Here is a 17,137-nt window from a genome sequence, read left to right on the forward strand (position 1 = left end):
TTCGGTGGACTTCTCCGGGCGTGCTCTACTTGACTGATGATCATGCGCGCGCTGGTGTTCACCGGGCCCGGTGAGGCCGAGGTCCGCGAGGTGCCGGAACCGGTCGCCGGCGCTGGTCAGGTGGTCGTGGACGTCGAGCGGGCCGGGGTGTGCGGCACCGACGTCGAGCTGTTCACCGGTGAGATGAGTTACCTGCACAACGGCCGGTCGTCGTACCCCCTGCGGCCCGGGCACGAGTGGGCCGGCATCGTGACCGCGACCGGGGCCGGCGTCGACGGGAGCTGGCTCGGGCGGCGGGTGACCGGGGACACGATGATCGCCTGCGGGGACTGCCGGCGCTGCCGGTCCGGGCGGCACCACGTCTGCGCGCGGATGCGGGAGCTGGGCATCGCCGACGGGCTGCCCGGGGCGCTCGCCGAGAAACTGGCGTTCCCGGCCGCGTACCTGCAGGCGCTGCCCGACGGGATGGACGCGACAGTGGGTGCGCTGGTCGAGCCCGGTGGCAACGCCCAGCGCGCGGTCGCGGCGGCCGCTCTGGAACCCGGTGAGCGTCTGCTGGTCCTGGGCACCGGCACGATCGGGCTGCTGGCCGCGCTGATCGCCCGGTCCCGGGGCATCGAGGTGCACCTGCTCGGCCAGCATCTGGACTTCGCCCGGTCCCTCGGGTTCGACCAGTCGTGGACCCGCGAGACGCTGCCCGGCCTGGAATGGGACGCGGTCGTCGACGCCACCAACGCGCCCGCGATGCCGGGACTGGCCGTGGAGCTGGTCGAGCCGGGGCGGCGGGTCGTCTACATCGGGCTGTCCGGGACGCCCAGCACGGTGGACTCGCGCGACATCGTGCTCAAGGACGTGACAGCGGTCGGAATCCTCGGTGCCTCCGCCGGGCTGGCCGACGCCGTTTCCGCGTACGCAAGCGGGAATGTGAACCCACAGGCGCTGGTCGCGGCAGTGACCGGGCTGGACGACGTGGCCGGCGTGCTGGCCGGGAACCGGCCGGTGGGGGCCGGCGCAGGACCGAAGATCCTGGTCGACCCCCGGCGCTGACCGGCTGTCTTCCGTCTATCTTCCCAGGCGGTTGGCCCAGAGCCAGCCGTGCAGGTAACCCAGTTCGGCGCCGCCGCCGTAGACGTAGTACCACGCGACCGACGCGTCCACGACCGGGCCGATCTCGTCGAAGAGCGCTTTCGCCTCGGCGCGGCGGCCGGCCAGGACGTGGTGCAGCGCCACCCAGTGCAGGCACTCGCGATCGCGGTCGCCGCCGCCCCACTTCTGGACCCACGCGTCCATCTCCTGCCGGACCTCCGGCCCGCGGAAGTACGCGCGGGCGGTCTTGAACCCCTTGGTCGTCGTCGCGTCCCAGTTGAACTCACGCAGCGCGTACTCGTAGTGCGCGAACAGCGGCAGCAGCACCGTCTTCGAACCGGGCGGCGCGGCCGTCGCGGCGTCCCGGGCGGTGGCGAACATCCGCTCGTGCGAGCCGTACCACTTCTCGCAGAGCAGCATCACCGCGGTCAGGTGCAGGGCGAAGTTGTGCGGGTCGCGGCGGCGGCCCTCGGCGTAGATCTCGTCGAGCGACGACCGGGCCGCCTGGTTGCCGAACATCGTCCGGATCTTGCGGGCGTACGGCACCGGGTCGCCCGGCAGCGCCAGGGCGATCGCCCGGTCGGCGGCCGCGCCGGCCAGGCCGGACTGCCGGTGGAAGGCGTGGAACTGCTCCGGCGTCGTCTCCGAGGCCGACGCCGAACCCCGCGCCCGCGCGGCACGGATCTGCAGCGTCTCCGACTGGACCAGCACGGCACCCGGGTCGTCCGGCGCTGTCTCCAGCCAGGTCTGCAGCCAGGAGCCGTCCTTCGCGGCGGCGTCGGCGAGCAGCTGGACGCGCCGGCCGCGCTTCTCCCAGTCGGTGCCCGCGTCGGCGAGCAGTTTCTCAGCGGCGTGCCAGTCCCCGCGCACGGCCCGGTTGCGCGCCTCACGCTCGGTCTCGTCGGTCAGCGGGAGGTCGTCGGTGAACTCGGGCGGATCGGGGACCGGACCGTGGAACATCGCGTGGATCAGGTAGCGGAGAAACATCATCACCGCGGGATCATATTCGCGCCCATCAACTCGATGATGCCGGTGGCGGCCACCGTGAACGGCTCACCCAGGCAGCCGTGCACAGCGGCGGACTCCAGGTGGACGGTGACGTCGGTGCCGGCCTCGCGCAGCCGTCCGGCGAACGCCTCACCGGAGCTGCGCAGGGTGTCGGTCTCGCAGTTGACGACCAGGGTGCGCGGCAGGCCGGTCGGGTCGCCGGAGGCCGGGAAGGCGTACGGGTCGGCGGGGTCGTCGCAGTAGTGCCGGCTCATCGCGGCGACCCATTCCGGGGAGAAGTAGACGGCCGCTCTGTTCTTGCGGATCTTCTCCATTTCGCCGGATTCCCACGGCGGCAGCTCGGCGTGCAGGATCGGATAGATCAGCTGCAGCGAGGCGGGCGCCTCCCCCGCGCCGTCGCGCAGCCGTTTCGCCACCCCGGCGGCCAGGTTCGCCCCGGCGCTGGCACCGCCGAGGTGCAGCCGTTCGGCCGGGACGCCGAGCAGGTCGGCGTTCGCCACGGCCCAGGTCCAGCCGGTGAGCACGTCGTCGGAGCCGGCCGGGTAGCGCACGCCGTGCAGGGCCTTGCGGTAATCGAGCGACAGCACCGGGAAACCCCGGGCCGCCAGTGCCAGGGCGGTGAAGTGCGCCTCGGCCATGTCCAGGGATCCGCTGACGAACGCGCCGCCGTGCACCCAGACCAGGCCGGCGACCGGTTCGCCGGGCCCGCGGTAGAGCCTCGCCGGCACGCCCGCGGCCTGGTCCTCCACCCGGACGGCTGCGAGCTGCGGGAATCGCGCGAACAGCTCGGCGTCGGTCGGCCCGGTCTCCGGCAGGTCGCCGGCGATCTCCATCATCCGCACGTAGTCCGGCACCGGCGGCAGGTCACCGCCGGCGGCGCGGGCCATGATCGCCCGGCGGAGCGGGCGGGGCAGCCGGCGCAGCGTCTTCATCGTGTAACCCAGGACGGTGCCGGTGGCGGTCATGGCTGCCAAGTTAGCCGCTGAGCCGGCCGGCCAGCTCGGCGACAGGCCGTGCGGGTCGGGCGGCCGGCCCGCTGTCAGCCGGTCAGGCGGCCGGCCAGCTCGGCGACCGGGCCGGCGACCGCGCTGCGGAAGCCGGTTCCGGCCCACAGGTTGAGCGCGCCCGGGTCGCCCTTCGCGGCGGCGGCCGCGCGGATCGGCGCGGTCAGGTGATGGACGGCCGGATAGCCGATCGGGGCGGCGGCTTCGTAGTCGTCGATGAAGCGGTTGCGCAGCCCGCGGGCCGGCTGGCCGGTGAACGCCCGGGTCACCACGGTCTCGGTGAACTCGCCGGAGAGCATCGCCGCCCGCTGCGCCGGACGGGTGCCGGCCTCGTCGGCGAGCAGGAACGCGGTACCGCACTGCACGGCCGCCGCGCCCGCGTCGAGCAGCTCGTGCACGTCCTCGGCCGTGCTGACGCCGCCGGCCGCGACCACGGGCAGGTCGGTGACGGCGAGGATCGCGGCGAGGGTCCCGGCGGCGGTGCTGGTTCCGGCGTACCCATGAGGGTTGGTCGTGGAAGCGTGCCCACCGGCCGCGCCGGCCTGGGCGATCAGGGCGTCGGGCGCGGCCGCGAGGGCCGCTTGCGCTTCCCGGGGGTTGGTCACCGTGATGAGTACGGTCGAACCGGCCACGTGCAGAGCCCGGACGAGAGCCGCATCGGGTACGCCGAACGCGAAGCTGACCACCGGCACCCGGTAGGTGACGGCGAGCTCGACCTTCGCCGCGAAGTGATCGTCGTCGTCGAGGCGTACCGGGGGCAGGTCGACGCCGTACCGGTCGGCTTCCGTCTGGAGCAGCCGGCGGTACTCCTCCAGCGGGGCCGGGTCGGCGGGCGGCGGCACGGGCACGAAGATGTTCAGCCCGTGCGCCACCGAGGCGACCTGGCGCAGTTCGGTCTCGACGGCGTCCGGGGTCTTGTATCCGGCGGCCAGGAAACCCAGGGATCCGGCCCGGGCGGCGGCCTCGACGAGGGCGGGCGTGGATGGTCCACCGGCCATCGGGGCGACGATCAGTTCACGCATGGGCCGACCCTATGCGCCAATGTCACGCGGTGTGCCAGAGGAAACCCGCCAGCGTGAGCGCCGCGATCGCGATCGCCACCCGCAACGGTTTCTCCGGCGTCCGCCGGACCAGCGCCGGCCCGATCCAGCTGCCGATCAGGCATCCGGCGGCCAGCAACGCCGCCGCGGTCCAGTGCACCGGGGCGAACAGCGCGTACAGCACGGCAGCCGCGACGTTCGAGAAACCGAGGACGATGCTCTTCACCGCGTTGGTCACGGCGAGCGGCTCGGCGGCGGCGAGCGACATCGCGGCGAGCAGCAGCACGCCGGCGGCCGCGCCGAAGTACCCGCCGTAGATCGCGATCAGGAACACCGCGACGCCCAGCGGCGGGCGGCGGCCGGGTCGTGCGTACCAGGCCCGCAGCGGTTCGCGGAACAGCAGCGCGAGCGCGCCGAGCACGATCAGGCCGGGCACGATCCGTTCGAACGCGTCGGACGGCGTGCTCATCAGCAGCAGCGCCCCGGCCGTGCCGCCGGCCACACCGGCCACGCCGTGCCGCAGGATCCGCCGGCCCTGGCCGCGCAGCTCACGCCGGGAGCCGGCCGCCGAGCCGGCCGCGCTGGAGAGCAGCGCCACCGTGTTGGTCACGTTCGCGGCGATCGGCGGGATGCCGGCGGCGAGCAGGGCGGGGTAGCTGACCAGCGACGCGAGCCCGGCCATCGAACCGGTCAGGCCGGAACCGATGCCACCGAGGAACAGCAGGGTGGCCTGGCCGGTGTTCACGGGACGTGAGCGTACGTTCCCCATTAAGCAGATAGGCGAAGCGGGTTATGGTCGCGTCGTGCCTCGCCGCAACGCCGTCGCCCTCGCCGTCTGTCTCGCCGCCGCCTTCACCACCCTGCTCGACCAGTCCAGCCTCACCACGGCCGTGCCGGCTCTGCGTACCGGCCTCGGCGCCGGGCCCGCCACGCTGCAGTGGATCCTCGCCGGATATTCGCTCACCTTCGGTCTCGCGCTCGTCCCTGCCGGGCGGCTCGGTGACGCGTACGGCCGCCGGGAGCTCTTCGCCGGCGGCGTCGCCCTCTTCACCGTCGCCGGCATCGTGGCCGGAACCGCCACCTCGCCGTGGGTGGTCGCTCTCGCGCGGCTCGCGCAGGGCATCGGGGCGGGCACGGTCAACCCTCAGGTGTACGGCATCATCCAGGACCTGTTCACGGGGCGTGACCGGGCGTGGGCGCTCGGGGCGTACTCCACCGTCGGCGGCATCGCCGGAGTCCTCGGCCCGGTCGTCGGCGGCCTCCTGCTCGAAGCGGCCGGGCCTGACCTCGGGTGGCGACTGGTCCTCCTACTGAACGTTCCGTTCGGGCTGGTCACCGTACCCCTAGCTCTGAAATTGCTCCCCAGGGCGCAAGCGGGACGCGCGCGCCGGACCACTCTCGATCTTCCCGGTCTGACCCTGCTCGGTGCGGTGACCGTCGCGCTCATGCTGCCGTTCGTGACGCCCGTGCCATCACTCTCAGTGGTCCTTCCAGGACTCCTGCTCGCGCTTTACGTCTGGGAGCGACGGTACGCACGAAGCGGCCGGACTCCCGTGCTGATGCCCGCGCTGCTGGCCCGGCGGGGGTTCGCGCTCGGCACCCTGACCGCGATGTTCCAGTTCGGGGCGTCGCTGTGCACCACGCTGACGCTGACGCTGCACCTGCAGGACGGGCTCGGCTGGACGCCGCTGCGCACCGCGATGACGCTGCTGCCGAGCGCGTTCGGCTTCGCCGTGGCGTCGTCGCAGAGCTGGCGGGTCGTCGGGCGGTTCGGCCGGGCGAGCGTGGTGTGGGCTCTCGTGGGGAACGTGGTGGCGATCGTCGCGACCGTGGTGGTCCTGCACGTGGTGCCGGACGTCGGCCTTGGCCTCGGGCCGGGCGGTGGTCTCGGGATCGGTGGGCTCGGGGTCGGGCTGATGCTGACCCAGCTGGCGATGGGCATCTGCGGCGGCCTGATCATCTCGCCCAATCAGGCGCTGACGCTGGCCCACGCACCGGCCGCGGCGGCGGGGCTGGCGGGGGCGTTCCTCCAGGTCTCCCAGCGCATCTCGGCGACGGTGGCGACAGCGGCGGTGACGGCGCTGCTGCTGCACGGCAGCGAGGCTGGTTCGCAGGTGGCCGGCGGGGGCGTGGCTGGTTCGCCGGTAGCCGGCGGCGGCGCGGCCGGTGCGGCCGCTGGTTCGGCTGCCGGCGTATCTGGTTCGGCCGCCGGCGCAGCTGGTTCGGGTGCCGGCGGCTTTGACGGCGTGACAGGTGCGCTGGCGATCTGTCTCGTGATGACCGTGGCGTCGGCGGTGTTCGCCGCCTTGGACCTGCGCACAGTCCCCGAACGCGCGCGTCAACCCGCCGGGTGAACCTGGCGAGTGGTGACGCACCCGAGTTTCGCCACGCCTGGACCGATGGCGGGTTCGGGCTGCCCGGCGACGCTCGTGGCGAGGCGTCACTTGCAGATCTTGTGCGGTTCGGGTTGCCCGGCGACGCCCGCGGAAAGGCGTCACTGCCAGATCTTGTGAGGTTCGGCCGTCCGGGTGACCGCAAACGCACGAGTTCCCGGGAAGACAGTCCTTTCGCCACCCACGGGCCGGCCAGATGCCTGGCGGACACAAAACGCTCGCGCAAAGACGGTAAGCGCCGAACAGAACGCTTGCGCAGGGGCGGTGAACGCCGAACAGAACGCTTGCGCAGGGGCGGTGAACGCACGCAGAACGCCTGCGCGTGCGCTCACCGCCGCCCTGTGGGCGGTCAGCGCACACAGAACGCTCGCGCGTGCGCTCACCGCCCCCGTCGTCGGCCCGCGTCACCGCCGGCCGGCACCGGCGCGCGTCAGCGCAGGCGCAGCCGCTGGCCCGGGAAGATCATGCTCGGGCTGTCGAGCCGGTCCTTGTTGAGCTTGTACAAGCCCCGCCAACCACCCTTGACCTTGTACTTCTTCGCGATCGAGGCGAGCGTGTCCCCGGAGTGGACGACATACGTGCCCTTCGTGACGGCCGGCGTCTTCTTGCCGGGGGACGCCTTCTTGTAGACGCCAGGCTTCTTGCCACAGACCGGCCACGGCTTCAGGCCGCGCTTCTTGAAGAGCTTGTTCGCGATCTTGATCTGCTCGGCCTTGGTGGCCTTGTTCGCGGTCGAGGCGTATTTGCCGCCGCCGTTCGCTTTCCACGTGCTGCGGCTGAACTGCAAACCGCCGTAGTACCCGTTACCGGTGTTGATGTGCCACCGGCCGCCGGACTCGCATTTCGCGACTACGTCCCAATTCACCTGCCGAGCCGCCGAGGCGGGGCTCGCGGGTGCCAGCAGGACGCCGGCTCCGGTCACGCCGACGGTCAACAGACCGAGGGCAAGGCGCGTTCGTCTACCGATCCGAGACATGGATGATCCTCCACGCCTACGAGGTGAGCTGTCGGGTTCGGGCAGAGTGGCCCGGCCGTTGGATGCGGCTTCACCCCAAGGCGTAGCTGCCTGTTCTCGCAGCTAGCCGACGTACTTGGGTCCCCCGCTCCTGCCATCGATTCGTGTCCGCGGACGGCGGCAGGATTCGGCGGACCGTCCACGGTGCCCGCTGTCGCAGGACGGCCCGACGGTAACCACGTCCCATCGACAAAGGCCAAGCTCCGACCCTTGAATAGTGACGTTCTTCACGGTATTTGCCCGATTTGATCTTGTTCGTGCCCTGGAATGGCGGGCATTCCCGATTCAGGAGGTCCGTCGTAATGAGCAGTAACAAAAAATGCCCGGCCGGGTGACTCCCGGCCAGGCATTTCGGTTGTTTTCCCGTCAACCGGCGACGATGACAGCCACCAATGCGAGCACCGCCGGAACCGTCTGGACGAACAGAATCCGCCGGCTCGCGGTCGCCGCGCCGTACAGACCGGCCACCGCGACACAGCCGAGGAAGAACAGCTTCGCCGCGAACCCGGTGTCACCGCCGGCGATCAGCCCCCAGATCAGACCGGCCGCGAGGAAACCGTTGTAGAGACCCTGGTTGGCCCCGAGCACCTTGGTCTGCTGGGCGAACTCCTCGCTCAGCCCGAACGCCTTGCGCCCCTGCGGTTTCGTCCACAGGAACATCTCCAGCACGAGGATGTAGACGTGGATCAGCGCAACCAGCGCCACCAGCACGTTCGCCAAGATGATCACGGCGACACACTAGCGCGTGAACGCCCCACCCTCCCTTCCCGGTAGCCACCGCCCCGGGCGCTGCCATCGCCGTAGGTGATCCGCCGCACCAGCGTCTCGAAGGGCCCCCGCCGGCCCGCCCGCCGCATCCCGTCGGCGATGACGACGGTGACCACCCAGGTGACGGCAGCGAGCAGCGCCGTCCCGGCGACGGTCAACCGGCCGGAGAGATCGAGCAGGAACGGCGTGAACACCACGGCCCAGGTGACCGACTGCATCAGGTAACAACTCATCGACCGCTCACCAGCAGCCGCGACAGCCGCCACGAGCCGATGCCGGCGCCCGCCGGCATCGAGGCGAGTAGCGACCAGAGCCACCAGCGCCGCGTAACCGAATCCGCCCAGCGTGCCCGTCGTGCTGTGCAGCGCGACCGCCCACCCCGCCAGCCGTGCGTCGCTCACCCCGCTGACGATCAGCGCGAACGGCTGGGCCCCCAGCACCGCGACCGGAATGCCGATCATGGCGGTCGTCAGCAGCAGGCCCCGAAACCGCTCCGGCCGCTCCAGAACACGCCGGCGGCCGGCCCACAGCCCCACGGCGAACGGGCACAGGAACCCGAGCGGCCCGAGCACCGCGACGAACAGCGCGGCCGGCACCCGCTCGGTGACCACAACACCCAGGTCGACCGGCAGCATGGCCGGATCCGGCGTCGCGGAGACCAGCCCGGCGGCGTCGTCCGGCAACGCGCCGATCACCAGGAAGAAGGCGGCGGTCACCAGCAGCCACCGATCCGTCCAGCGGATCATCAGCGCCCCGAGGAGAAGCAGCACACCGTACGCCGCGAGGATGTCGCCGACGTAGAACAGCACCGCGTCGGTGAGCCCCACGACGATCAACGCCGCGCTCCGCCGCCACAACAACCGGCGCACACCCCACGGACCGCGATCACGCTGCCGCTCGGCGATGCGGGCGGCACCGTAACCGAAGAGCAGTCCGAAGAGCGGGAACGCCCGCCCGTCGACGAACGTCGCCAGCGACCAGGCCACGGCGGAGTCCGCCCCCGACCCATCACGCGGAAAGCCGCCGAGCACCGGACCGGCCTGGAGGAAGTAGTGCGTGTTGGCGAGCGCGATGAACAGCAGCATGAAGCCACGGGCCAGGTCAGGCCCCAGCGATCGGCCGGTCGGTTTCGCGGTCATGCCTCGACGCTAGGCACCGCCGCACCCGGTGTGCAGTTATCGAAAGTCTACGAAGTCACAACTCCGGCTCGTAGATCGTCTATCCGGCATGACCCCTGAATCCCTGAAGTCATGGCTGCGCGGCGGCCTGCTCACCCTCGGCACTCTGCAGGCGTTCGTCTCCGGATGGCAGTACCTGTTCCCGGTCTCCTTCTACAACGACTTCCCGACCGTACGGCTCGACCCGCCGTACAACGAGCACCTGGTCACCGACGTCGGCGGTCTCGGCCTCGCGCTGGCCGCCATGCTGTTCATCGCCGCCTGGACCCGGGACACCACGGTCGCGCTGACGGCCGTGACCGGGTACCTGATCTACGCGGGCACGCACTTCCTCTTCCACGTCACCCACTTCGGCAACTTCTCGCTGACCGAGGCCGTCGGCGTCGGCACCGGCTTGGGCCTCGAGGTGGCCCTGGCCCTGCTGCTGCTCTACACCGGCCGGCTGCTGCACCGGGCGGAGCGACCTCAGCGGGACAGCCTCAAGAGGTAACGGTGCTCCCCGGACAGCACCAGGTCCCCGCGCTGGTTGTGAACGGTCACCCGCGTCGTCACGATCCCGGTGCTCTCCCCTGGCTCCAGCCCGACGATCTCCAGGGCTGAATACAGGGTGTCGCCCGCGTTGACCTCCTTGTGGAACTCGGCCGTCAGCCCGGCGAACGCCACGAACACATCGCCGATGTACTGCGGGAACAACGTCGCCCCGGGCGCCGTGAACGCGAGCACCTGCAAGCCGTGCACCACCGGCGCCGCGTGCCCGTGCGCCCGGGCGTACACAGCGTCGTAGTGGATCGGATGGTTGTCCGCCGACACGGTCTGGAAGGCGGCGGCGTGCGCGTCGGTCACCGTCCGGCTCGGCGCGTTGAAGACCTCACCGATCGTGAGGTCCTCGAACGTCCGCGCCGCGACGACGGTGTGCTTGGAGGGATCAAAAGCGGTATCGGTAAGCATGACCGCAGCCTGCCCGCAAAAGATCCGCCCGCCGTCCGTCAACCGACTGCCGGCACACGCCGACGAACGCCGATCACACCGCCACGGGATCGGCCCGAGTCCACACCAGCGTCATCCGCACCGACCGGAACCGCCAGCCCACCGGCGTCCGCACCACCGTGAACGCCATCCGCATGCTGCTCGTCCGGTGCGGCGCCTGCCCCTCCCGATAGGCGTACACCAGCGAGTTCGCCGACGTCGACGCCTCGTCACCGGCAAGATCCACCAGCACGTCGGTGATCCGCCGCTGGGTGTGCTCCCCGTCGACACGCGCCCGGCGCAGGTTCTCGACGACGGTGCCGATGCCCCGGAACGTCGCGCCCTGCGGGTTACGAACCTCCACGTCGCCGGCGTAGACACGGCCGGCGTCCTCGAACCGCCCTTCATCCAGGAACACCGCGAGCCGGGCGTGCAGATCAGCGATCTCGATCCGGTCATCAGCGAGCATGACTCTCCCCTATTCGTTGGTTCGGCCAACGATATACCTAAGTCGTTGGCCGCACCAACAATGTAGGGTCGAACACGTGGAAGAGATCCCGGCCCGCCTCAGCGCCAAGCCCACCTGGCTGATCACCCAGCTCTCGGTGCACGCGCACCGGCTGGCCACCGAGGCATTCGCCGAAGCGGGCGCCCACGGCTACCACTACCGGATCCTCACCGCCCTCGACGAGTTCGGCGTCGCCAGCCAGGCCGACCTTGGCCGCCGCTGCAACATGGACCGCAGCGACGTCGTCGCGGCGATCAACGAGATGGCCGCCCAGGGTTACGTCGAGCGAACCCCGGACCCCGCCGACCGGCGCCGCAACCTGGTCTCCTTGACCGAAACCGGTCAGCAGCAACAGCAGCGCCTGGAGCAATCACTGCAACGAGCACAGGACGAGCTGCTCGCCCCGCTGACGGCCGCGGAGAGAAAGACGCTGACCCACCTGCTCCACGAGGTGCTCACTCATCAGAGATCACAGAGGTAGACCGGCCTCCACCGCCCAGCCCCCACCCACCACCGGCCCGGCGCTCAACCGCCCGCCCAGTTCCTGGATCCGCTCCCGCAGACCCGTCAGCCCTTGCCCACATCCGGCAACACCGGCATCCGCGCCTGAACCGGGCGCATTCTCCACGCGTACCACAAGAATCTGGACCGAACCGCTCACCGTGACCCGCACCGCCGCGCCTGGCGCGTAGCGCAAGGCGTTGGTGAGACTCTCCTGCACCACCCGGAAAGCGAGATGCGCGACCGGCGCGGGCAGACCGTCACGCACACCCTCGAAGCGGCACGACACGTCAAGACCGGACCGAGCCGCGCGATCCACCACCTCGTCGATCACGGCGAGGTCAGGGCCACCGGACGCCGCCCCACCCAGCAGATCCACCAGCCGCTGGAGATCACCCCGACCCTGGCGGGCCGACTCGGCGATCGCCGCGAACGCCTCACGTGTCCGATCCGGATCACGGTCCACCAGCCGCTGCCCGGCCGCTGCCTGGATGATCATCACGCTGATCGCATGGCCGACGATGTCGTGCAGCTCGGCAGCGATCCGGGCACGCTCGTGCCGCAACGCCAGGTCGGCGAAGAGCTCCCGCTCCTCCTCCAGCTCCCGGCCCCGCGCGGCCAGCCGCGCGGCCACCTCCCGCCGCTGCCGCAGCACGGTCCCGGCCAGAAACCCCGGAACGCTGAACATCATCAAAGGTACGGGATTCGGATCACCCACCAAATAAAACAAAATCAGCAAATATCCGGCGAGGCCGGCCGCACCCTGCCATCCCCGGAAACCCAGCGCCGCCACCGTCGACAGCAACGCCAGGATCACCAGAGCGGGGTCCGGAAACCATCCCCACGACGAAAGTCCCCCCGCGACAAGCCACAACCCACCTCCGGCCACGGCCACCAGTCGAGGATGCGTACGCCACCACGCCAGCACGAGCCCACTGACGACCAGACTCAGAGCGAAGACGTTGCCGACCACTGTCGACGGCCACCCGTGCCACCCGATCGGCGCCACGACACCGCCCACCACCAGCACGACCACCCCGGCCAGCCACCACACGACGGTCACCCCAGCACGGGAAGCTGCGCCACCACGTTGGCCGACCCTCGCGCCAGCTTCACCTCGACCGACCCGGCATGCAGTTTCGCCCGCTCCCGGGCCCGCGCCACCGCCGCCCGCAACGCGCCACCACGCCCCACCGACCCCTGAACCCGGATCTCCAGCGCCTCGTCGTCGAACCGCACCGCCACCCGCACCGGCCGATCATCGAGCGCGGTCACCAGATATTCCACGATCCGATAGGCGGACAACTCCACCGTCGCCGGCAACGACCGCGGATCACCACTCACCGTGAGCCGCGTCAGCGGCGACCGATGCCGGGCCAGCAACGCGTCAAGATGCGCGACGGTCGGCACCGGAGCGAGCGCCACCTCACCACCCCGCAGCAGCCCGACGATCTCCCGCATGTCGTCCATCGTCCGGCGCGACGCCGACTCGATCGATTCCAGCAGCTCACGAGCCTGCGCCGGATCAAGCCCGTCCGCCGACGACGCCGCCCGGGTCAGCTCGTCGAGACGCTCCTGAAGCAGACCGTCCAGCTCCCGGGACAGCCGCGCCCGATCGTCGGCCACCATCAGCGCCGCCCGGTCGTCCCGCAACTGCCGCAACTCCGCGTCACGCTCGGTGAGCTGCCGGTTCAGCGTCGCCCGATGCCGCGCGGCCCGCCCCACCCCGAAGACGATCACCAGCACCGGCAGCGCGAGCCCCATCGCCGACGGCCCCGCCGACGCGTCCCGGACCAGCACCGCCACCACGATCAAAAATCCAACCCCACAACAGACCCATGCTTTCGTACGCGTGAACGACACCGCCCCGAGAAACGCGAGAGTGAAGGCGAGTGGCAGCCCGGCTCCACATCGGGTGACCCAGCCGAACACCAGGTCATGCAGCACCAGGGCGCCCAGCGACACCAGCGCGACCGCCAGCGCACCCCGCCGCCACCACAGCACCGGGACCGTGGCCGCCGCGAAGACCGGCAGCATCCACGGCGAGTGGTTCTCGATCGGGTGGTACATCGTGGGGTCCTGCTCACCGGCGGCACCGATGTTGACGGACATCAGCAGGGCGCCCAGCACGGTGAGGGCTCCCGCGACCAGCCAGTCGCGGGGCTTCACGCCGCGGAAGACCTCACTCATGATCGCGCTCCTCGCATGCCCGGCCGGGTCAGGCGGCCGCGCGCTGGACGGCAGCGGACTGCTTCTGCTTCCTGCTGAGTCGATTCTGGACCAGCAGCCCGGCGCCGTAGAAGAGCGCGGCGAGCGCAATCGCGATCGGCATGGCATCGGTCACCCCTGCGGAGGAATCCCGCCACAGCATCACGACCTGCGCGACCACGATGCCGGCCAGGCCGAGCAGGTGCTCGTTGCGGTTGCCGGCGAACCGGGCCACGGCGTACGCGAGAGCCGCCGACAACGGCAGCACCACACCGCACCGGGTGAGGTACCCGAAGATCAGCACGTGCAGGGCAACCATCGCGGCGGTGACACCGACCACCGCCGCGATGTTGCGCCGCCGCCACAGGATCGGGACCGTGACCAGCAGGAACGCCGGCACGGTCAGCCACGACGTGGTATCCACCGGGTGGATCAGCGACGGGTCCGCCGGACCGCTGATATTCATGATCATGAGGCCGGCGCCGGCCACCGAGAACAGGGCCGCGAGGACGTAATCGGAAGGCTTCATCGTCTGCTCCTAGCTGGACTCTTGGGATGCCTCCGACGCTAGGGATCGGCGGTCGTAGTCCTCGTCTGTCCGGATGACGATTTCGGCGGCCCGGCTCCTCCTCAGGGATGACCCGGGTACGAGACAATGCGGTGTGCCGCATGGTCTGCCTCGCAAGATCCGGGTCCTGGTCGCCGACGATCAAACTCTCGTCCGTACGGGTTTCCGGGTGATCCTGGAAGCCGAGGACGACATCGAGGTGGTCGCCGAGGCGGACACCGGCACCGAGGCGATCCGGCAGTCCGAACTAACGTCCCCGGACGTGATCCTGATGGACATCCGGATGCCCGAGCTGGACGGCCTGGCCGCCACCGAGCAGATCCTGCGCCGCCCCGACCCACCGACGATCGTGGTGCTGACGACGTTCGACCAGAACGAGTACGTCTACCGCGCCCTGCACGCCGGAGCAGCCGGTTTCCTGCTGAAGGACGCCCCGTCGAGCCGCCTGATCGCCGCCGTCCGCGCCGCTGCCACCGGCGACTCGCTGATCGAGCCGTCGATCACCCGCCGCCTGCTGGAACGCTTCGCCGCCCCGGCACCGTCCACCGGCCCGCCCCCGGAACTGGCCGCACTGACCGACCGCGAACTCGACGTCCTGCGCCTGATCGCCCGGGGCCTGTCCAACGCGGAGATCGCCGCCGACCTCTTCGTCGCGGAGACCACGGTGAAGACCCACGTGGCCCGCATCCTCACCAAACTGGGCATCCGCGACCGCGTTCAGGCCGTCGTCCTCGCGTACCGAACAGGCTTCGCCCCCCGCGACTCCCCCTGACCCCGGCCGGCCCACTCACCGGACTGGCCACACCGCCAGGGTCACGGCGCCGCCGGGTGCCGCAATTCTCGTCGCCGAAGGGCGAGCCGTAGTCCAGCCATGCCATGAGACCCCGATGACGTGGCTGGACTACGGCTCGCACCCCTCGGCCGTAGTCCAGCCACGTTATCGAGCTCCGATTCCGCGTCTGAGCTACGGCTCGACACACTCACCGACTCGGCCCGGCACGCGGTCGGGTCCCGCTCCGCCTGGCGAGGGCCGGAGTCGACACACCCCGGGCAACCCGCTGATCCGTGTCGACTTTGGGGGCAAATCGGACCCGAAGTCGACACAGCCGCCCTGATCCGCGCACGCACGGCCGGGTCGTCAGGTCCTCCTGCGCTCGGCGATCCGCTCGCGCAGGCGGGTGTCCATCTCGTCCGGGTCGCCGCCGTCGAAGACCGCGTCCTGGAGTCGCTCCGGGAAGATCCGCTCGATGTCCGGGCCGTAGAGCGACCCGTCACCCGGGGATTCCGCGACCGGCGGATCGGTGAGGCGCACGGCTTCCGGGATCGCCGACTCGGTCTGCACCTCGGTGTCGATCCAGGCGCACCACGCGTCCACGTAGACGGTCCGCGCCTGGTCCGCGCTGGTGATCCCTTCCGGGTCGGCGCCGAGCACCCGGACCGCGCAGGCCTGCCGCCCGACATCCGGCCGCTGAACGGGGTCGGCCCCGCCCTCCAGCGCGTCCCGCGCCGAGATCGCCAGCTGCGCCCGCACCGCCGGTGGAAGGTCGTCCACACCCCCGCCGCGAGAAGCGAGCGCCACCGCCACCACCGCCACCCCGGCCACGACGACCGCCGCGGCACCCGCCGCCCACCAGCGTCTCCCCCGCACGACCATGGCCGCAGCCTAGAAGGCCCCGCAAAACGCCCGCGCTCAGCCGGCGTCCTCACCCCGCACATGCACGGTCTCGCCCTCGGCGCGCAGGTCCTCGGTCACCCGGTTCTCGGTCATCGCCACCAGGTGCGAGTCGATGGTCGCCTCATCCTTGAGCTTGTCGTACGCCTCGTGTACCCGCTCATCGAGATCCGCGCGCTCCACGTCGGGGAAACGCTGCGCCAGCGTCTCGACCTCCCGCTTCAGCGCGATCTCCGGGTCGACGATGCCGTCACTGCCGGCCGGTTCAGTCATCACACACCCCATCTCACGGCTCTCACCTTCTCCCCCGGCTGGTGCCCCGGCACAGCACCGCTCACGCCCCCGTTCACCGAAAGTTCAAACAGCCTCGGAAAGGTGTCGGACCCTCGCTCTATGGTTCCTGCCGTGAATAGTCGTAATGAGAAGATCGTCGATCTATTTCGGGCTGAGGCGTTGCTGCGGGACATCCCGGCGGCCGATGTGGAGCGGTGGCTGGAGCTGACCCGGCCGTGTGCGCTGCTGACGCAGAACGGTGCGGGGCCGGTGGTCGGCGCGGTCCGTGGGCCGGTGCTGCTGCCCGACGACGTCCCCGACCCCGGCCTTCCCTTGATCGTCACCGTCGACTGTGCCGCGCTGCCGGCCGGGGTGACCGATCTCCCGCTGCCGCCTGACGGGCAGCTGCTGCTGTTCGGCTGGCCGGAGGAGGACGGCTGGGGCGAGGTCAGATACGTCCCGGCCGGCGTGCCCACCCGCGAGCGCCCGCGGTACCCGGAGAACTTCCCGCCCGAGGAGCCCGAGTACGCCGAGGTCTACGCCGAACTGCCGCCGAGTGATCTGCGTCTGACGGCCGACGTCTCGCTGCCCTACATGGGGCCGGTGCCCGGTCATCACCACGCCGAGGAGCTGACAAGCGTCTGGCGGAAGGTCCTGGGCAGCGAGGCCGACGGCATCTTCGCGCACCACGGGTCCCGGACGCCGATGCTGCTCGGCGGATTCGGCACCGAGGACAACGGCGCCGACCCGGTCCAGGCGGTCCTCCGATTCGTCGAGGAGATGGAAGGCGTCGAGGACGAGGAGAACACCGCGGACTGGCTCCTGCTCGGCGAGTTCCACGGCGGCCGCCAGGGCGGCGCGACGATCTTCTGGATGATCCGCCGCGCCGACCTGGCAACCCACCGCTTCGAGAATGCCCGCGTCCTCGTCGACTGGAACCCGTAAGAAG

20 protein-coding genes and 1 riboswitch are annotated in these 17,137 nt (G+C 70.7%); of the genes, 6 read left to right on the forward strand and 14 right to left on the reverse strand.

Annotated elements, in window-relative coordinates; translation table 11 throughout:
• The first annotated feature begins 36 nt into the window (after positions 1-36).
• Positions 37-1,047: a zinc-dependent alcohol dehydrogenase gene (locus B0I29_RS23520; RefSeq protein WP_245972697.1), complete on the forward strand. Its 1,011-nt coding sequence runs from the start codon at positions 37-39 to the stop codon at positions 1,045-1,047.
• A 15-nt stretch (positions 1,048-1,062) separates the two neighbouring features.
• Here the strand turns inward: B0I29_RS23520 and B0I29_RS23525 are convergent, their stop codons facing one another.
• From B0I29_RS23525 to B0I29_RS23540, 4 genes are all read right to left on the reverse strand, one after another.
• The gene (locus B0I29_RS23525) at positions 1,063-2,079 is read right to left on the reverse strand and encodes a hypothetical protein (protein ID WP_146616874.1); all 1,017 of its coding nucleotides are present in this window, start codon (positions 2,077-2,079) and stop codon (positions 1,063-1,065) included.
• Complete coding sequence (locus B0I29_RS23530; RefSeq protein ID WP_111651329.1) at positions 2,076-3,059, reverse strand: alpha/beta hydrolase fold domain-containing protein; 984 nt, start codon at positions 3,057-3,059, stop codon at positions 2,076-2,078. The genes B0I29_RS23525 and B0I29_RS23530 overlap by 4 nt, the downstream gene beginning before the upstream one ends.
• 74 nt (positions 3,060-3,133) lie before the next feature.
• A complete protein-coding gene (locus B0I29_RS23535) occupies positions 3,134-4,120 on the reverse strand; it encodes a nitronate monooxygenase (RefSeq protein ID WP_111651213.1) in 987 nt (328 codons plus the stop codon).
• Between the two features lie 22 nt (positions 4,121-4,142).
• Entirely contained in the window at positions 4,143-4,883 is a 741-nt protein-coding gene (locus tag B0I29_RS23540; protein WP_245972698.1) for a sulfite exporter TauE/SafE family protein, read from the reverse strand.
• A gap of 58 nt (positions 4,884-4,941) precedes the next feature.
• Here B0I29_RS23540 and B0I29_RS23545 point away from each other — a divergent pair, with 58 nt between their 5' ends.
• On the forward strand, positions 4,942-6,492 hold the full coding sequence (locus tag B0I29_RS23545) for an MFS transporter (protein WP_181557949.1): 1,551 nt from the start codon (positions 4,942-4,944) through the stop codon (positions 6,490-6,492).
• Between the two features lie 469 nt (positions 6,493-6,961).
• Here B0I29_RS23545 and B0I29_RS47500 read toward each other — a convergent pair whose 3' ends face one another.
• The 3 genes from B0I29_RS47500 to B0I29_RS23560 all read right to left on the reverse strand — a co-directional run bounded on the left by B0I29_RS47500 (position 6,962) and on the right by B0I29_RS23560 (position 9,453).
• Positions 6,962-7,507 carry a LysM peptidoglycan-binding domain-containing protein gene (locus B0I29_RS47500; protein ID WP_111651215.1) on the reverse strand — a complete coding sequence of 182 codons (546 nt, stop codon included), beginning with the start codon at positions 7,505-7,507 and terminating at the stop codon, positions 6,962-6,964.
• A riboswitch (cyclic di-AMP (ydaO/yuaA leader) is annotated at positions 7,506-7,689 on the reverse strand. (Overlaps the previous gene by 2 nt.)
• A gap of 223 nt (positions 7,690-7,912) precedes the next feature.
• Entirely contained in the window at positions 7,913-8,275 is a 363-nt protein-coding gene (locus tag B0I29_RS23555) for a DUF1304 domain-containing protein (RefSeq protein WP_220091397.1), read from the reverse strand.
• Complete coding sequence (locus B0I29_RS23560) at positions 8,272-9,453, reverse strand: DUF418 domain-containing protein (RefSeq protein WP_111651216.1); 1,182 nt, start codon at positions 9,451-9,453, stop codon at positions 8,272-8,274. Before B0I29_RS23560 ends, B0I29_RS23555 begins: the two co-directional genes overlap by 4 nt.
• Before the next feature lie 88 nt (positions 9,454-9,541).
• Between B0I29_RS23560 and B0I29_RS23565 the strand changes: the two genes are divergently transcribed.
• Complete coding sequence (locus B0I29_RS23565; protein ID WP_111651217.1) at positions 9,542-9,982, forward strand: hypothetical protein; 441 nt, start codon at positions 9,542-9,544, stop codon at positions 9,980-9,982.
• On the opposite strand, the gene B0I29_RS23570 is transcribed toward B0I29_RS23565, so the two are convergent.
• Positions 9,958-10,440 carry a MaoC family dehydratase gene (locus tag B0I29_RS23570; protein WP_111651218.1) on the reverse strand — a complete coding sequence of 161 codons (483 nt, stop codon included), beginning with the start codon at positions 10,438-10,440 and terminating at the stop codon, positions 9,958-9,960. The genes B0I29_RS23565 and B0I29_RS23570 overlap by 25 nt on opposite strands.
• A 73-nt stretch (positions 10,441-10,513) precedes the next feature.
• Positions 10,514-10,927 (reverse strand): nuclear transport factor 2 family protein, encoded by a 414-nt coding sequence (locus B0I29_RS23575; protein WP_111651219.1) that lies wholly within the window; start codon positions 10,925-10,927, stop codon positions 10,514-10,516.
• A gap of 76 nt (positions 10,928-11,003) precedes the next feature.
• Here B0I29_RS23575 and B0I29_RS23580 point away from each other — a divergent pair, with 76 nt between their 5' ends.
• On the forward strand, positions 11,004-11,447 hold the full coding sequence (locus B0I29_RS23580; RefSeq protein ID WP_111651220.1) for a MarR family winged helix-turn-helix transcriptional regulator: 444 nt from the start codon (positions 11,004-11,006) through the stop codon (positions 11,445-11,447).
• On the opposite strand, the gene B0I29_RS23585 is transcribed toward B0I29_RS23580, so the two are convergent.
• From B0I29_RS23585 to B0I29_RS23595, 3 genes are read right to left on the reverse strand one after another with little or no spacing between them, the layout of a single operon-like run.
• Complete coding sequence (locus tag B0I29_RS23585) at positions 11,436-12,530, reverse strand: sensor histidine kinase (RefSeq protein ID WP_111651221.1); 1,095 nt, start codon at positions 12,528-12,530, stop codon at positions 11,436-11,438. The genes B0I29_RS23580 and B0I29_RS23585 overlap by 12 nt on opposite strands.
• Positions 12,527-13,657, reverse strand: coding sequence for a sensor histidine kinase (locus B0I29_RS23590; protein WP_111651222.1), 1,131 nt, complete (start codon positions 13,655-13,657; stop codon positions 12,527-12,529). Before B0I29_RS23590 ends, B0I29_RS23585 begins: the two co-directional genes overlap by 4 nt.
• Before the next feature lie 28 nt (positions 13,658-13,685).
• Complete coding sequence (locus B0I29_RS23595) at positions 13,686-14,204, reverse strand: hypothetical protein (protein ID WP_111651223.1); 519 nt, start codon at positions 14,202-14,204, stop codon at positions 13,686-13,688.
• 133 nt (positions 14,205-14,337) lie between these two features.
• Between B0I29_RS23595 and B0I29_RS23600 the strand changes: the two genes are divergently transcribed.
• Positions 14,338-15,015: a response regulator gene (locus tag B0I29_RS23600; RefSeq protein WP_220091399.1), complete on the forward strand. Its 678-nt coding sequence runs from the start codon at positions 14,338-14,340 to the stop codon at positions 15,013-15,015.
• Positions 15,016-15,381: 366 nt separating this feature from the next.
• Here the strand turns inward: B0I29_RS23600 and B0I29_RS45265 are convergent, their stop codons facing one another.
• Positions 15,382-15,897, reverse strand: coding sequence for a hypothetical protein (locus B0I29_RS45265; protein ID WP_181557950.1), 516 nt, complete (start codon positions 15,895-15,897; stop codon positions 15,382-15,384).
• Between the two features lie 36 nt (positions 15,898-15,933).
• Positions 15,934-16,188 carry a three-helix bundle dimerization domain-containing protein gene (locus tag B0I29_RS45890; RefSeq protein WP_111651224.1) on the reverse strand — a complete coding sequence of 85 codons (255 nt, stop codon included), beginning with the start codon at positions 16,186-16,188 and terminating at the stop codon, positions 15,934-15,936.
• Between the two features lie 132 nt (positions 16,189-16,320).
• On the opposite strand from B0I29_RS45890, the gene B0I29_RS23615 reads away from it, so the two are divergent.
• On the forward strand, positions 16,321-17,133 hold the full coding sequence (locus tag B0I29_RS23615) for a DUF1963 domain-containing protein (RefSeq protein ID WP_146616876.1): 813 nt from the start codon (positions 16,321-16,323) through the stop codon (positions 17,131-17,133).
• Positions 17,134-17,137 lie beyond the last annotated feature (4 nt).

Origin of the sequence: Actinoplanes lutulentus, from assembly GCF_003259845.1 — a bacterium.
Taxonomy (GTDB): Bacteria; Actinomycetota; Actinomycetes; order Mycobacteriales; family Micromonosporaceae; genus Actinoplanes; species Actinoplanes lutulentus.